12 protein-coding genes are annotated in these 15,565 nt (G+C 71.4%); all 12 read left to right on the forward strand.

Annotated elements, in window-relative coordinates; translation table 11 throughout:
- The first annotated feature begins 149 nt into the window (after positions 1 to 149).
- The 12 genes from AB5J50_RS42415 (at position 150) to AB5J50_RS42470 (ending at position 15,565) form a co-directional block, all read left to right on the forward strand.
- Positions 150 to 1,331, forward strand: coding sequence for an ROK family protein (locus AB5J50_RS42415; protein ID WP_369263923.1), 1,182 nt, complete (start codon positions 150 to 152; stop codon positions 1,329 to 1,331).
- A gap of 174 nt (positions 1,332 to 1,505) precedes the next feature.
- On the forward strand, positions 1,506 to 3,044 hold the full coding sequence (locus AB5J50_RS42420; RefSeq protein ID WP_369263924.1) for a sugar ABC transporter ATP-binding protein: 1,539 nt from the start codon (positions 1,506 to 1,508) through the stop codon (positions 3,042 to 3,044).
- Entirely contained in the window at positions 3,041 to 4,060 is a 1,020-nt protein-coding gene (locus AB5J50_RS42425) for an ABC transporter permease (protein ID WP_369263925.1), read from the forward strand. Before AB5J50_RS42420 ends, AB5J50_RS42425 begins: the two co-directional genes overlap by 4 nt.
- A gap of 43 nt (positions 4,061 to 4,103) precedes the next feature.
- Positions 4,104 to 5,153 carry a substrate-binding domain-containing protein gene (locus tag AB5J50_RS42430; protein ID WP_369263926.1) on the forward strand — a complete coding sequence of 350 codons (1,050 nt, stop codon included), beginning with the start codon at positions 4,104 to 4,106 and terminating at the stop codon, positions 5,151 to 5,153.
- Between the two features lie 68 nt (positions 5,154 to 5,221).
- Positions 5,222 to 6,430: a Gfo/Idh/MocA family protein gene (locus tag AB5J50_RS42435; RefSeq protein WP_369263927.1), complete on the forward strand. Its 1,209-nt coding sequence runs from the start codon at positions 5,222 to 5,224 to the stop codon at positions 6,428 to 6,430.
- A gap of 13 nt (positions 6,431 to 6,443) precedes the next feature.
- Positions 6,444 to 7,448: a sugar phosphate isomerase/epimerase family protein gene (locus tag AB5J50_RS42440; protein WP_369263928.1), complete on the forward strand. Its 1,005-nt coding sequence runs from the start codon at positions 6,444 to 6,446 to the stop codon at positions 7,446 to 7,448.
- A gap of 93 nt (positions 7,449 to 7,541) precedes the next feature.
- Positions 7,542 to 10,058, forward strand: a complete 2,517-nt coding sequence (locus tag AB5J50_RS42445) for a PQQ-dependent sugar dehydrogenase (RefSeq protein ID WP_369263929.1) — start codon at positions 7,542 to 7,544, stop codon at positions 10,056 to 10,058.
- 189 nt (positions 10,059 to 10,247) lie between these two features.
- The gene (locus tag AB5J50_RS42450; protein WP_369263930.1) at positions 10,248 to 11,471 is read left to right on the forward strand and encodes an inositol-3-phosphate synthase; all 1,224 of its coding nucleotides are present in this window, start codon (positions 10,248 to 10,250) and stop codon (positions 11,469 to 11,471) included.
- Positions 11,472 to 11,812: 341 nt separating this feature from the next.
- On the forward strand, positions 11,813 to 12,955 hold the full coding sequence (locus AB5J50_RS42455) for an SCO3242 family prenyltransferase (RefSeq protein ID WP_369263931.1): 1,143 nt from the start codon (positions 11,813 to 11,815) through the stop codon (positions 12,953 to 12,955).
- On the forward strand, positions 12,952 to 13,947 hold the full coding sequence (locus AB5J50_RS42460; protein WP_369263932.1) for a sugar phosphate isomerase/epimerase family protein: 996 nt from the start codon (positions 12,952 to 12,954) through the stop codon (positions 13,945 to 13,947). Before AB5J50_RS42455 ends, AB5J50_RS42460 begins: the two co-directional genes overlap by 4 nt.
- Positions 13,944 to 14,717, forward strand: coding sequence for an EboA domain-containing protein (locus AB5J50_RS42465; RefSeq protein WP_369263933.1), 774 nt, complete (start codon positions 13,944 to 13,946; stop codon positions 14,715 to 14,717). Before AB5J50_RS42460 ends, AB5J50_RS42465 begins: the two co-directional genes overlap by 4 nt.
- Positions 14,717 to 15,565, forward strand: coding sequence for a TatD family hydrolase (locus AB5J50_RS42470; RefSeq protein WP_369263934.1), 849 nt, complete (start codon positions 14,717 to 14,719; stop codon positions 15,563 to 15,565). Before AB5J50_RS42465 ends, AB5J50_RS42470 begins: the two co-directional genes overlap by 1 nt.

Consider the following 15,565-nt stretch of genomic DNA (forward strand, 5'->3'; position numbering starts at 1 on the left):
GAGTGGAGAAAGTTGACAGCAATCCGTGCGCGACTTCTTCCCACTCCCGGCAGCCGCTGCTACGTTCCCCTCGAAAGCACGACCGGCGAAGTAGCCGGAACTCGACGCAGGCGCAAGCCGATTGAGGCGGGGAGGGGCTCGTGAGACGCATGACGGCACGACCCGCGAACGCACACCAGGCCCGACTGCTGCGCCTGTTGCGCGACGGCGGCCCCAACTCCCGTGCCCAGCTGGGTGATCAGATCGACCTCTCCCGGTCGAAGCTGGCCGTCGAGGTGGACAGGCTGCTGGAGACCGGCCTGATCGTGGCCGACGGACTCGCCGCATCCCGTGGCGGCCGCCGCTCCCACAACATCCGGCTCGCACCGGCCCTGCGCTTCCTGGGCGTCGACATCGGCGCGACCTCGATCGACGTCGCCGTCACCAACGCGGAACTCGAAGTGCTCGGGCACATCAACCAGCACATGGATGTACGCGAGGGCCCGGTCGCGGTCTTCGAGCAAGTCCTCGCCATGGCCGCCAAGTTGAGGGCCTCGGGACTTGCGGAGGGGTTCGACGGCGCCGGGATCGGCGTCCCCGGGCCCGTCCGCTTCCCCGAGGGCGTTCCGGTCGCACCGCCGATCATGCCCGGCTGGGACGGCTTCCCGGTCCGCGAGGCGCTCAGCCAGGACCTCGGCTGTCCGGTCATGGTCGACAACGACGTGAACCTGATGGCCATGGGGGAACAGCACGCGGGCGTCGCACGCTCCGTGGGCGACTTCCTCTGCGTCAAGATCGGCACGGGCATCGGCTGCGGCATCGTCGTCGGCGGTGAGGTCTACCGCGGTACGACGGGCAGCGCCGGCGACATCGGGCACATCCAGGCCGTGCCCGACGGGCGACCGTGCGCCTGCGGCAATCGGGGTTGTCTGGAGGCCCACTTCAGTGGCGCGGCGCTCGCGCGGGACGCCACGGAGGCCGCCCAGCAGGGCCTTTCGATGGAACTCGCGACGCGGCTGGAGACGAACGGCAGCCTCAGCGCCGTCGACGTCGCCGCCGCGGCCGCCGCGGGCGACGCCACCGCACTCGATCTGATCCGCGAGGGCGGCAACCGTACCGGTCAGGTCATCGCGGGCCTTGTCAGCTTCTTCAATCCGGGCCTGGTGGTGATCGGCGGCGGGGTGACGGGTCTCGGCCACACCCTGCTCGCCGCGATCCGCACCCAGGTCTACCGCCAGTCGCTGCCGCTGGCGACCGGCAATCTCCCCATCGTCCTCGGCGAGTTGGGACCCACCGCCGGAGTCATCGGCGCGGCCCGGCTCATCAGCGACCACCTGTTCTCACCCGCGTAAGGCGCGAGCGTTCTCACTCGTGCAACGCCCGAGGCCGGTACGGCCTCACGACACCTCACGACACCTCACATCACCTCACCAGTACAGCGCCCTGCTCTGCCACGCCCTGAAGTCGCTTGCCCTGTAAGCGCCCTGCCCTGAAACCGGCCCGCACGCCCGCCAAGGGGAACCGTCATGGCACCAGAACCACCGCTGCTCACCATGTCCGGCATCACCAAGTCCTTCCCCGGAGTCCGGGCCCTCGACGGCGTCGACCTCGACGTCCAGGCCGGCGAGGTGCACTGCCTGCTCGGCCAGAACGGCGCCGGAAAATCCACGCTCATCAAGGTCCTGGCCGGCGCCCACCAGCCCGACGACGGCACCATCGGCTGGCGCGGCGAACAGGTCACACTCAGGTCACCGATCGCCGCCATGCGCCTCGGCATCGCCACCATCTACCAGGAACTCGACCTGGTGGAGGGCCTGTCGGTCGCCGAGAACGTCCACCTCGGCCATGAACCCACGGCCGCCGGCTTCGTCGTACGGGGAAAGACTGCACGGGCATCAACCACCGCTCTTCTCAAGCGACTTGGACACCCGGAGATCGACCCGGCACGACTCGTCGGCGAGCTGTCGGCGGCCCAGCAGCAGATCGTCTCCATGGCCCGGGCGCTCTCCCACGACGTACGCCTGATCGTCATGGACGAACCGTCCGCGGCCCTCGACCCCGACGAGGTCGACAACCTCTTCCGCATCGTGGGCGATCTGACCGCGGACGGAGTCGCCGTCGTCTACATCTCGCACCGTCTGGAGGAGATCCGCCGCATCGGCGACCGCGTGACCGTACTGAAGGACGGGCGCGCGGTGGCGGGCGGACTCCCCGCGAAGTCCACACCTACGCGCCAGGTCGTGGCACTGATGACGGGGCGCAATGTCGAGTACGTCTTCCCGGAACGGCCCCGGTCACGGCCACCCGGTGAGCCCGTCCTCACGGTCCGAGGTCTCGCCCGCGCAGGCGAGTTCGCGCCGCTCGACCTCGATCTGCGCCCCGGCGAAATCGTCGGACTGGCCGGACTCGTCGGCTCCGGCCGCTCCGAGATCCTGGAGACGATCTACGGAGCCCGCAAACCGACGGCCGGTCAAGTGAGCGTGAACGGCCAGCTGTTGCGCCCCGGCAGCGTCCGCGCCGCCGTCCGCGCCGGACTCGGGCTCGCCCCCGAGGAGCGCAAGGCGCAGGGCCTGCTGATGCTGGAGTCCGTCACCCGCAATGTGTCGGTGTCCTCCATGTCCCGCTTCGCGCACGGGGGTTGGATCGACCGGCGTGCCGAACGCGGCGCGGCGCGGGCGGCGACACGCGAGCTGTCCCTGCGCCCCGACAACCCGTCGGTGCCGGTCCGGACACTGTCCGGCGGCAACCAGCAGAAGGCCGTCCTGGCGCGCTGGCTGCTGCGCGGCTGCCGCGTGCTGCTCCTCGACGAACCCACCCGCGGGGTCGACGTCGGCGCCCGCGCCGAGCTGTACGCGGTGATCCGCCGCCTCGCCGACGAAGGGCTCGCCGTGCTGCTGGTCTCCAGCGAAGTGCCCGAAGTACTGGGGCTCGCCGACCGCGTCCTGGTGCTTCGCGAGGGGCGCGTCGTCCATACGGCGCCCGCCCGCGAACTCGACGAACACCGTGTACTCGACCTCGTCATGGAAGGAAGCCCCGTGGCCGATGAAGGGAGCCCGGCGTCGTGACGCAGCCCGTATCCCCGCCCAGGGACGACACCCCCAAGGTGTCACCGCTCAAGGAACACGCCCCGTGGCGCACGCTCGCGGCCGCCGCCGACCTCCGCACCCTCTCGCTCCTCGGCGTACTCGCCGCCCTGATCGTCATCGGCGGCATCACCAAACCCGACGAGTTCCTCGACACCCGCAACCTCCAACTCGTCCTCACCCAGGCCTCGGTGATCGGTGTCGTCACCGTCGGCATGACCTTCGTCATCACCTCCGGCGGTATCGACCTGTCGGTCGGCGCGATCGTCGCGCTCTCCTCGGTGTGGGCGACCACGGTCGCCACGCAGGAGTACGGTTTCGCCGGCATCCTCTTCACCGCGGTGCTCGTCGGCGTCGGCTGCGGCCTGGTCAACGGCCTGCTCATCGCGTACGGCGGGATGGTCCCGTTCATCGCGACCCTCGCCATGCTCGCCTCGGCCCGCGGACTCGCACTCCAGATCACCGACGGCAAGACCCAGATCGTCAGCGTCAACAGCATCCTGAAGCTCGGCGAGCGCGACTCGTACGTCCTCGGCATACCGCCCCTGGTGCTCGTCTTCGCCGTCGTCACCGTCATCGGCTGGCTGATCCTCAACCGCACCACCTTCGGCCGCCGCACGGTCGCCGTCGGCGGCAACGCGGAGGCGGCCCGGCTCGCCGGCATCGACGTACGGCGCCAGCGGCTGTACCTCTATCTGCTCTCCGGACTGTGCTGCGGCATCGCCGCCTTCCTGCTGATCATCCTGTCCGGCTCGGGTCAGAACACCAACGGAAACCTGTACGAACTCGACGCGATCGCGGCCGCGATCATCGGCGGCACGCTGCTGAGCGGCGGCCGCGGCACCATCACCGGCTCCGTGCTCGGCGTCCTGATCTTCACGACGATCACCAACATCTTCGCGCTGAACAACCTCCAGAGCGACGTCCAGCAGATCGCAAAGGGCGCGATCATCGTCGCCGCGGTCCTGGTCCAGCGGCGCACAGCGAACACCACCTGAGCCGTAGCGCACCACAGACCTGACACGGGAAGGGTCCACCGCCATGCCAGAACCCACGAGTATCACCAGCCGCAGAGGACTGCTCTTCGGGACCGCCGCCGTCTCGGCCGGTGCCTTCCTCACCGGCTGCACCAGCAACGACACCAAGAACGAGGAGCCGGCCGCGAACAGCGGGCCGGCCGCCGACGACAAGCCCGGCAAGCACGTCACCATCGGCTTCGCCGGCCCGCAGGCCGACCACGGCTGGCTCAACGCGATCAACGACAACGCCAAGAGCCGGGCCAAGAAGTACTCGGACGTCAGCCTGGAGATCACCGAGGGCTCCAACGACACGGCCGCGCAGATCGGCCAGATCGAGACGCTGATCAACAAGAAGGTGGACGTCCTGGTCGTCCTGCCCGCCGACGGCAAGGCGCTCACCCAGGTCGGTCTCCAGGCGATGCGCGCCGGCATCCCCGTCGTCAATCTCGACCGGATCTTCAACTCCCCGCAGGCATACCGCTGTTGGATCGGGGGCGACAACTACGGCATGGGCCTCAGCGCCGGGCACTACATCGGCGAGAAGCTCAAGGGCAAGCAGGACGCCCGCGTCATCGAACTCGCCGGACTCGACAACCTGGAGCTCACCAAGCAGCGCACCCAGGGCTTCGACGCGGCCCTCAAGAACTATCCGAACATCAAGAAGGTCGCCCGGCAGGCCGCCGAGTTCACCGTCGAGTCCGGGCAGGCCAAGATGGCCCAACTCCTCCAGGCCCAATCGAAGTTCGACGCCCTGTGGAACCACGACGACGACCAGGGCGTGGGCGCGCTGCGCGCCATCAAGCAGGCCGGGCGCGACGACTTCCTGATGGTCGGCGGCGCGGGCGCGCTCTCCGCCTTCCAGGCCATCGACGCCGACAACAGCGTCCTCAAGGCCACCGTCCTGTACCCGCCGACCATGGCCGCGTCCGCGATCGACCTCGCCCGCGCGCTCGGCCAGGGCAAGGGAGTCGGCGGCCTCGCCGAGTTCGAGATCCCCGCGTCGCTCACGCTCTACTCGGCCGTCGTCGACAAGGACAACGTCAAGCAGTACATGGCCACCGGCTTCAAGTGATGCGTCCTGCCCCGGGGGCTGCCCGCCCCACCCCCCACCGCGCCACGACGACGAGGAGGACATTCCGCATGGCACAGCCGCAGCAGTCAGAGGGGACCGAAGGCGAGAAGCCGCCGCTCCGCGTCGGCATGGTCGGATACGCCTTCATGGGCGCCGCCCACTCCCAGGGCTGGCGCACCGTAGGGCGCGTCTTCGACCTGCCCCGACGTCCTGTCCTGGCCGCGATCTGCGGGCGGGACGGCACCGCGGTGCGCGCGGCGGCCGACCGGCACGGCTGGGCGGCGGCCGAGACCGACTGGCGCGCCCTGATCGAACGGGACGACATCGACCTCGTCGACATCTGCACCCCGGGCGACAGCCATGCCGAGATCGCCCTCGCCGCGCTGGCCGCCGGCAAGCACGTGCTGTGCGAGAAGCCCCTCGCGAACACCGTCGAGGAGGCGGCAGCCATGACGGCGGCGGCCGAAGAGGCCTGCGGGCGCGGCCAGTTGGCGATGGTCGGCTTCAACTACCGCCGCGTGCCCGCAACAGCACTGGCCCGGCGGATGGTGGCCGAGGGCAGGCTGGGGAGCCTGCGGCACGTCAGGGTGACGTACCTTCAGGACTGGCTGGTCGACCCGGAGTTCCCGCTGACCTGGCGGCTGCGCAGGGAGCTGGCCGGGTCGGGCGCGCTCGGTGACCTGGGCGCGCACATCGTCGACCTCGCGCAGTATCTGGCGGGGGAGCGGCTGACCGGGGTGTCCGCGCTCACCGAGACCTTCGTACGGGAACGGCCGCTGCCCGGCGGACCGACCAGCGGTCTGACCGCCGTCTCGGCCCCCGGCACCGGACAGGTCACCGTGGACGACGCCGCCCTGTTCACCGGCCGCTTCGCCTCGGGCGCCCTCGCCTCCTTCGAGGCCACCCGCTACGCCACCGGCCGCAAGAACGCCCTGCGCATCGAACTCAACGGTGAGCACGGGTCGTTGGCCTTCGACCTGGAGCGCCTCAACGAACTCTCGTACCACGACGGTACGGAGCCCGGAGCGCACGCCGGCTTCCGGCGCATCCTCGTCACCGAACCCGACCACCCCTACCTGGACGCCTGGTGGCCGCCGGGCCACGGCCTCGGCTACGAGCACACCTTCGTCCACCAGGCCCGCGACCTGATCCACGCGATCGCCGAGGGCCGAAGGCCCGAACCCTCCTTCGCCGACGGGCTGCAAGTGCAGCGCGTGCTGGCGGCGGTGGAGGAGAGCGCCGAGAAGAACTCCGTCTACACCCCCATAGCGGTCTGAGGAGGCCCGGGAAATGCCGCGCGACTTCACGCTCTTCACCGGCCAGTGGGCCGACCTGCCCCTCGAAGAGGTCTGCCGCCTCGCCCGCGACTTCGGCTACGACGGACTCGAACTCGCCTGCTGGGGTGACCACTTCGAGGTCGACAAGGCACTCGCCGACCCCTCGTACATCGACTCCCGGCACGCGATGCTCGACAAGTACGGCCTCAAGTGCTGGGCGATCTCCAACCACCTGGTCGGCCAGGCCGTCTGCGACGCCATCATCGACGAGCGTCACCGGGCCATCCTGCCCGCCCGCATCTGGGGCGACGGCGCACCCGAGGGCGTACGGCAGCGGTCCGCCGCCGAGATCGCCGACACCGCACGTGCGGCGGCGGCCTTCGGCGTCGACACCGTCATCGGATTCACCGGCTCGGCCATCTGGCACCTGGTCGCGATGTTCCCGCCCGCTCCCGAGTCGATGATCGAGCGCGGTTACGAGGACTTCGCGACGCGCTGGAACCCGATCCTGGACGTCTTCGACGCGCAGGGCGTGCGGTTCGCGCACGAGGTCCACCCGAGCGAGATCGCGTACGACTACTGGACAACGCACAAGGCGCTGGCGGCAGTTGACCACCGCCCGGCCTTCGGGTTGAACTTCGACCCCTCGCACTTCGTGTGGCAGGACCTCGACCCGGTCGGCTTCCTCTACGACTTCCGCGACCGGATCTACCACGTCGACTGCAAGGAAGCCCGCAAGCGGCTGGACGGACGCAACGGCCGCCTCGGCTCGCACCTGCCCTGGGGCGACCCGCGCCGCGGCTGGGACTTCGTCTCCGCGGGTCATGGCGACGTCCCCTGGGAGGACGTCTTCCGGATGCTGCGCTCCATCGACTACACGGGCCCCGTCTCCGTCGAGTGGGAGGACGCCGGCATGGACCGGCTCCAGGGCGCACCCGAGGCCCTGACCCGCCTCAAGGCATACGACTTCGAGCCGCCGTCGGCTTCGTTCGACGCGGCGTTCGGCGGCAACGACTAGGCCGCAGCGCAGAGTTCCCATGCTTCCGGGGTGACGGCGCACCCCGGCGTCACGCACCCACCCGTACGACCAGCCCCTTCATGGAGGCATTTCGTGCACCCGTACGCCAGAAACAGGAAGAACAGGAAGAGCAGGAAGAACACCAGCCACTCCAGACGTCCGAGACTCCGCGGGGCACTCGCCCTGCTGAGCGGCGCGCTGCTCACGGCGGCCTCCCTCACCCTCACCACACCCCAGGCCGGCGCAGCCGTCGCCGACCCGTCCGACACCGCGGCCGCCGCGGCCGAGGACTTCCAGCAAGTCACCCTCGCCAAGGGCGAGCCCGAGGTCGGCGAGCCCATGTCGCTCGCCGTGCTCCCGGACCGCTCGGTCCTGCACACCTCGCGCGACGGCGAACTCCGGCTGACCGACAGCGCGGGCAACACCAAGCTCGCGGGCAAGCTCGACGTCTACTCGCACGACGAGGAAGGCCTGCAGGGCGTCGGCATCGATCCCGACTTCACCGCCAACCGCTACATCTACCTCTACTACGCCCCGCCGCTGAACACCCCGGCGGGCGACGCCCCGGAGACGGGCACCGCCGCCGACTTCGCACCCTTCGACGGCGTCAACCGGCTCTCGCGATTCGTCCTCAAGGCCGACGGCACCCTCGACAACGCCAGCGAGAAGCAGATCCTCGACGTCAAGACCTCCCGCGGCATCTGCTGCCACGTCGGCGGCGACATCGACTTCGACGCGGCCGGGAACCTCTATCTCTCCACCGGGGACGACTCCAACCCGTTCCAGTCGGACGGCTTCACCCCCATCGACGAGCGTGCCGACCGCAACCCGGCCTTCGACGCCCAGCGTTCGGCCGGCAACACCAACGACCTGCGCGGCAAGATCCTGCGCATCAAGGTGAACGCCGACGGCTCGTACTCCATCCCCGACGGCAACCTCTTCGCCCCGGGCACCGACAAGACGCGCCCCGAGATCTACGCGATGGGCTTCCGCAACCCGTTCCGCTTCAGCGTCGACAAGGCGACCGGCATTCTGTACGTCGGTGACTACGGCCCGGACGCGGGCGCTGCCGACCCGGCGCGCGGCCCCGGCGGCCAGGTCGAGTTCGCCCGTGTCACCGCCCCCGGCAACTTCGGCTGGCCGTACTGCACGGGCAAGAACGACGCCTACGTGGACTACGACTTCGCGACCAAGGCCTCCGGCGCGTCCTTCGACTGCGACGCGCCGAAGAACACCTCCCCGCACAACACCGGCCTCACCGATCTGCCCCCGGCCCAGCCCGCCTGGATCCCCTACGACGGCGCGTCCGTCCCGGAGTTCGGCAGCGGCTCGGAGTCCCCGATGGGCGGCCCGGTCTACCACTACGACGCCTCGCTCGACTCGCCCGTGAAGTTCCCGCAGGCGTACGACGGGAACTTTTTCGCCGGAGAGTTCGGCCGCCGCTGGATCAAGCGGATCGTGAGCGATTCCTCCGGCACCGTGCAGTCCATCAACTCCATTCCGTGGACCGGCACTCAGGTGATGGACATGGCGTTCGGACCCGACGGCGCGCTGTACGTCCTCGACTACGGCACCGCCTGGTTCGGAGGCGACGAGCACTCGGGCCTGTACCGCATCGAGAACGCCACCGACGGCCACTCACCCGTGCCGCAGGCCGCGGCCGACCGCACCTCGGGCCAGGCACCGCTCAAGGTCCGCTTCTCCTCCGCCGGTTCGACGGACGCCGACGGCGACGCCCTCACGTACAGCTGGGACTTCGGCGACGGAGGCAAGTCGACGGCGCCGAACCCGGCGCACACATACAAGAAGAACGGCACGTACACGGCGACGGTGACCGCCAAGGACGCGAGCGGGCGCACCGGAAGCGCGAGCGTGCAGGTCGTGGTCGGCAACACCGCGCCCAAGGTGACGCTCCAACTTCCCCGTGACGGCCAGCTGTTCAGCTTCGGGGACACCGTGCCCTTCAAGGTGAAGGTGACCGACCCGGAGGACGGGACGATCGACTGCTCCAAGGTGAAGGTCAACTTCATCCTCGGCCACGACAGCCACGGCCACCTGCTGACCTCGGCCAACGGATGCAGCGGCACCATCGACACCGGCGCGGGCAACGGCCACGACGACGACGCCAACATCTTCGGAGTCTTCGACGCCGAGTACACGGACGGCGGTGGAGGCGGCCAGGCCCCGCTGACCAGCCACGACCAGAACGTCACCCAGCCCAGGCACCGCCAGGCCGAGCACTACGGCAACGCCTCCGGGATCACCGTCCAGTCGCGGGACACCGCGCACGGCGGCAGGACGGTCGGCGACATCGACAACGGGGACTGGATCTCGTTCACGCCGTACGTCCTGAGCGACGCCAAGAAGATCACGGCACGTATCTCGTCCGCCGGTTCGGGCGGCACTCTGGAGGTCCGCGCGGGCTCCTCGACCGGCCGGGTGCTGGGCACCGCGACCGTGCCGGTGACCGGCGGCTGGGACACCTTCCAGGACGTGACCGCGGATCTCTCCCGTGCGCCGCGCGGCACCACCACGCTCTACCTCGTCTTCAAGGGGAGTGGAACCGGCGCGCTCTACGACGTGGACGACTTCACCTTCACGACGAGCTGACCGTAGGGGTGCCCAAGGAGCTGCCCATGAAGCCCTCGGCTGGTACGGCTTCGCCGGGCGACTGAACGGCGGCGGGCGGGAGACGCCGTACTCCCGCCCGCCGTCTCCACCCCTCGCTTTCTCCATGGCTGACGCACGAGCTGACGCAGGAACCGACGTTCGAGCTGCCGTATGACAAGGAGGCTGCCCATGCCCGCGTCCCTTTCCGAACCCCGGGTGGGGGTGTGGCTGATCGGAGCGCGCGGCTCCGTCGCCACCACCGTCATCGCGGGCTGCGCGGCCGTCACCGCCGGCCTGCATGCCCCGACGGGCATGGTCACCGAAACCGGCCTCTTCGCCGACTGCGGTCTGCCCGCCCTGCCGTCCCTCGTCTTCGGCGGCCACGACACGGTGGACTGCCCGCTCCCGAAGCGCGCGGAGGCCCTGGTCGCCGGCGGCGTACTCCCGCACGGCCTCCCCTCGGCGATCACGGCCGAACTGGAGGCCGCCGACCGGGAGATCCGCCCCGGCGGGCCCGCCCCGGGCGACACCCGCGAGCCGACCGAGCTGGTGGACGCGTTCGCGACGGACATACGGGACTTCGTACGCCGGTGCGGACTGGCCCGGGCGGTGGTGGTGAACGTGGCCTCGACGGAGCCGACGCTCGTCGGGATCGCCGCCAGGGAGCACGCGCCCACCGAGACGGCATCCCTGGAGCGCGCGCACGCAGCGGCGGCCTCCGGGGCGCCGGCTCGCGGAGGGACGACGCTGCCACCGAGCTCGCTGTACGCGGCGGCGGCGCTGCGGGCCGGCTGCCCCTACGTGAACTTCACCCCCTCGACGGGGCTGCACCACCCGGCTCTGGCGTCCTTGGCCGAGTCCAGCGGGCTGCCCTACGCGGGGCGCGACGGCAAGACCGGCCAGACGCTGCTCCGGTCGGTGCTCGGCCCGATGTTCGCCCAGCGCGCCCTGGCGGTCCGCGCCTGGTCCGGCACGAACCTCCTGGGCGGCGGCGACGGAGCCGCCCTCGCCGACCCGGCCGCCGCCGCGGCCAAGAACGCCGGCAAGGAGCGCGTACTGGCGGACACCCTCGGCACGGCCCCGGAGGGCGAGACCCACATCGACGACGTCCCCGTCCTCGGCGACTGGAAGACCGCCTGGGACCACATCGCCTTCGACGGCTTCCTCGGCACGCGGATGATCCTCCAGACCACCTGGCAGGGCTGCGACTCCGCGCTCGCGGCCCCCCTGATTCTCGACCTCGCCCGCCTGACGGCCCGCGCCCACGAGGCAGGCCTCACCGGCCCATTGACCGAACTCGGCTTCTACTTCAAGGACCCGGCGGGGGAGGGGCCCGCTGCGCTGGGTGACCAGTACGCGGCGCTGGCGGGGTTGGCGGGTCGGCTTCGGGGACTAGCCGGGGAGGTCCGGTGAGGTTGCGCGGGGCTGGGGCAGTCGATCCGGGGGAGTCCGTGGGACAGCGGTTCTCGGCAGGGTCGGGCACATCCGATCGGTCGGGGGACTCGCGCGGACGACGGGTACTGCTGGGGCCAGGCAGGTTGGTTGGCTTGGGTGAGTGGCTCGGGTTGGGCGGGTTGGCCAGGTCGAGCGGGTCGGCCGGGTCAGGCACGTTGGCCGCGAGTGGCGGACTTTCCGGGGCGAGCGGGGCGAGCGGGGCGAGCGGGGCCAGCGGTGTGGCCGGGGCGGCCGGGGCGGCCGGGGCGGCCGGGGCGACCACGGCGACCGGGGTGGCTGGGTTCGCCGGGTTCGCTGGTTTGGCCCGACTGGGCCCGCGGGCGCGGGATCAAGCCTGGGCCTGGGCTGAACTTCTGCGGCTGCCCGCCCTGTTCACCGTCCCCGGAGACGCCCTCGCGGGGGCCGCCGCCCTCGGCGCCCGCCCGAACTCCCGCACCCTGCTCGCCATCGGTTCCTCCCTCTGTCTGTACGAGGCGGGCATGGCCCTGAACGACTGGGCCGACCGCGCCGAGGACGCCGTGGAACGCCCGCACCGCCCGCTGCCTTCCGGCCGCATACGCCCGGCCGCAGCGCTGGCGGCGGCCGGAGCCCTGACAGCAGCGGGTCTCGCCCTGGCGGACCGCGCGGGCCGTCCCGCCCTCGCGGTCGCCGTGCCTCTGGCTGCCACCGTCTGGGCGTATGACCTGACGCTCAAACGAACGCCCGCCGGACCTGCGGCGATGGCCACGGCGCGGGGCCTGGACGTACTGCTCGGCGCTACGGCGACCGGAGATACCTCTCGGAGCGGGCACGTGTTCCCCGGCGTGACCGCCGCCTGCCGCACCGCCCGCCGCGCCCTCCCCTCCGCTCTCGCCCTGGCGACCCACACCCTCGCGGTGACCACGGTGTCGCGCGGCGAGACGCAGGGTGGTTCGCCGGTGGCACCGCTGGCCGCGCTGGCCACGACCGGTGCGCTGGCCTGGGCATTGGCGAACGGCCCGGCAGGCACAGCGCAGCCCGGCCACCCCGCGGCTGCATGGTCACAGCCCGCTGGGGACACCCCAACAGCCCCTGAGCCAGTGCCCCTTGGTGGAGCGAAAGCGAGACTCGGCCAAGCACCCGGCGTCACCCCAAGTCCAGGCCTAAGCCCAACTCCAGGCCCAACTCCAGGCCCAGGCCCAAGCCCCGGCCCCGCTCCCCGCCCCACACCGACCCCCGTGACAGACACCCTCCGCGGGGCCCTCACCCTCGCCTACGCCGCGACCTCCGCCCGCCCGCTCTTCCACGCAGCCCTGAACCCCTCACCCCCGCTCACCCAACGAGCCGTCGGCGGCGGAATCCGCGCCATGATCCCCCTCCAGGCCACCCTCGCCGCCCGAGCGGGCGCCCCCGTCACCGCCCTCCTGGTGGCCGCGCTCGCCCCAGCTGCCCGCAAGTTCGCGAGGAAGGTGAGCGTCACATGACCGCGAGCCCCCGACCGACCGGCCAGGCGAGCCCCCGCCCGACCGGCCAAGCGAGCTGCCGACCGATCCCGCAGACGAGCCCCGGCGCCACCGCCCACGCGAGCCCCGCCCCGGCCCCCCACCCCCTCCGCTTCGGCTACGGCACCAACGGCCTCACCGACCTCCGTCTGGACGACGCCCTCGCCCTCCTCGCCGACCTGGGCTACGACGGTGTGGGCCTGACCCTCGACCACATGCACCTCGACCCGCTCGCCCCGGATCTGGCTGCCCGCACCGGGAAGGTGGCGCGCAGGCTGGCGACCCTCGGGCTTGGTGTGACGGTCGAGACCGGCGCCCGCTATGTCCTCGACCCCCGACGCAAACACGGCCCCTCCCTCCTGGACCCGGACCCGGACGCCCGCGCGCGCCGTGTCGACCTGCTCATCCGTGCCGTGCGGGTCGCCGCCGACCTCGGCGCCCACGCCGTGCACTGCTTCAGCGGAGTCACCCCGGTCGGCACGGACGAGGACACCGCCTGGAAACGCCTGGCCGAGGCGCTCGCCCCCGTGCTGGACGCCGCCACCGGTGCCGGCGTCCCGCTCGCCGTCGAGCCCGAACCCGGCCACCTTCTCTCCTCCCTCGCCGACTTCCACCGTCTGCGCCGAACACTCGGCGACCCGGCCGCCCTCGGCCTCACCCTGGACATCGGCCACTGCCAGTGCCTCGAACCCTTGCCGCCCGCCGACTGCGTACGCGCCGCCGGCCCCTGGCTGCGGCACGTCCAGATCGAGGACATGCGCCGCGGCATTCACGAACACCTCCCGTTCGGGGACGGGGAGATCGACTTCCCGCCCGTACTCGAAGCCCTGGCCGCCACCGGCTACCAGGCGCTGACCGTCGTCGAACTGCCCCGCCACTCCCACGCGGGCTCCCACTTCGCCGAACAGTCCCTTCCGTTCCTCCACCGCGCGGCCCGGGCGATCCCCACCGGCCCCGAAGGGAGAACCCCGTGAACCACCCGCACCGAACTCAGCGCGGCGACCACAGCCAGGCCGGCCGGGACCGTCAGCCCGACCACACCGTCCAGCCTGCCCTCGCCGCCCTGCGCACCCGCCTGAACACCCACCTGGGGGGAGCCGCCCGCGCCTGGCTCGACCAGGCGCTCGACGAGGCGGCCGCCCACCCCGGCATCCACGGCCCCATCTCCGTCTGGGAGTTGCGGATAGCCGAGGCCGGGCGCCGGTGCGGGCCCGAGTACGCCGACGCCGCCCGCGTACTCCTCCTGCATGCCGCTCACGCCGACCCGGACGCACTCGCCCGCGTCTACCGTCAGGGCACCGCCGCCGAACGCCGAGCCGTTCTGCACGCCCTGCCCCACCTCGTGCCGGGACCGGACGCTCTTCCCCTCGTCGAGGACGCCCTGCGCACCAACGACACCCGGCTGGTCGCGGCCGCCGTCGGCCCGTACGCCGCGCAGCACCTGGACCCGCACAACTGGCGCCACGCCGTCCTGAAGTGTCTGTTCACCGGAGTCCCCGTAGACGAGGTGGCCGACCTGCCCCGGCGCGCCCACTCCGACGCCGAACTCGCCCGCATGCTCGGCGACTACGCCGACGAACGCGCCGCCGCGGGCCGTCCCGTACCCGAGGACCTGCACCGCGTCCTGGCCCTGACCGAGCCCACCGCCACCCCCACCGGCACGCCCGGAAGCCCCGGCGCGCCCGGAGTCCACGGAATTCCCGGAACCTCCGGCACGTCCGGCACCCCCGGCAAGGAGTCCTGATGCGCATCTTCGACCCCCACATCCATATGACGTCACGGACCACCGACGACTACGAGGCCATGCACGCCGCCGGCGTCCGCGCCGTCGTCGAACCCTCCTTCTGGCTCGGCCAGCCCCGCACCTCACCCGCCTCCTTCCTCGACTACTTCGACTCGCTCCTGGGCTGGGAGCCCTTCCGCGCCGCCCAGTACGGCATCGCCCACCACTGCACGCTCGCCCTCAACCCCAAGGAGGCCAACGACCCCCGCTGCGTCCCCGTCCTCGACGAGCTGCCCCGCTATCTCGTCAAGGACCAGGTCGTGGCCGTGGGCGAGATCGGCTACGACTCGATGACCCCCGCCGAGGACACCGCGCTCGCCGCCCAGCTCCAGCTCGCCGCCGACCATGAGCTGCCCGCGCTCGTGCACACCCCGCACCGCGACAAGCCGGCCGGCCTGCGCCGCACGCTGGACGCCGTCCGCGCGTCCGCCCTGTCCCCGGACCGGGTCCTTGTCGACCACCTCAACGAGACCACCGTCAAGGAGGCCAAGGACAGCGGCTGCTGGCTGGGCTTCTCCGTCTACCCGGACACCAAGATGGACGAGGAGCGGATGGTCGCGGTCCTGCGCGAGTACGGGCCGGAGCAGGTACTCGTCAACTCGGCCGCGGACTGGGGGAGAAGCGACCCGCTCAAGACCCGCCGGGTCGGCGACGCCCTGCTGAAGGCCGGGTTCACCGACGACGACGTCGACCGGGTGCTGTGGCGCAACCCCGTGGCCTTCTACGGGCTCAGCGGGCGGCTGGATCTGGGGAGCACGACTACGGACGTCACCCACGAAGGCAACTCCATCCTCCGCGGCGGGGAGTGA

This window comes from Streptomyces sp. R35, assembly GCF_041053035.1.
GTDB classification, from domain to species: domain Bacteria; phylum Actinomycetota; class Actinomycetes; order Streptomycetales; family Streptomycetaceae; genus Streptomyces; species Streptomyces lutosisoli.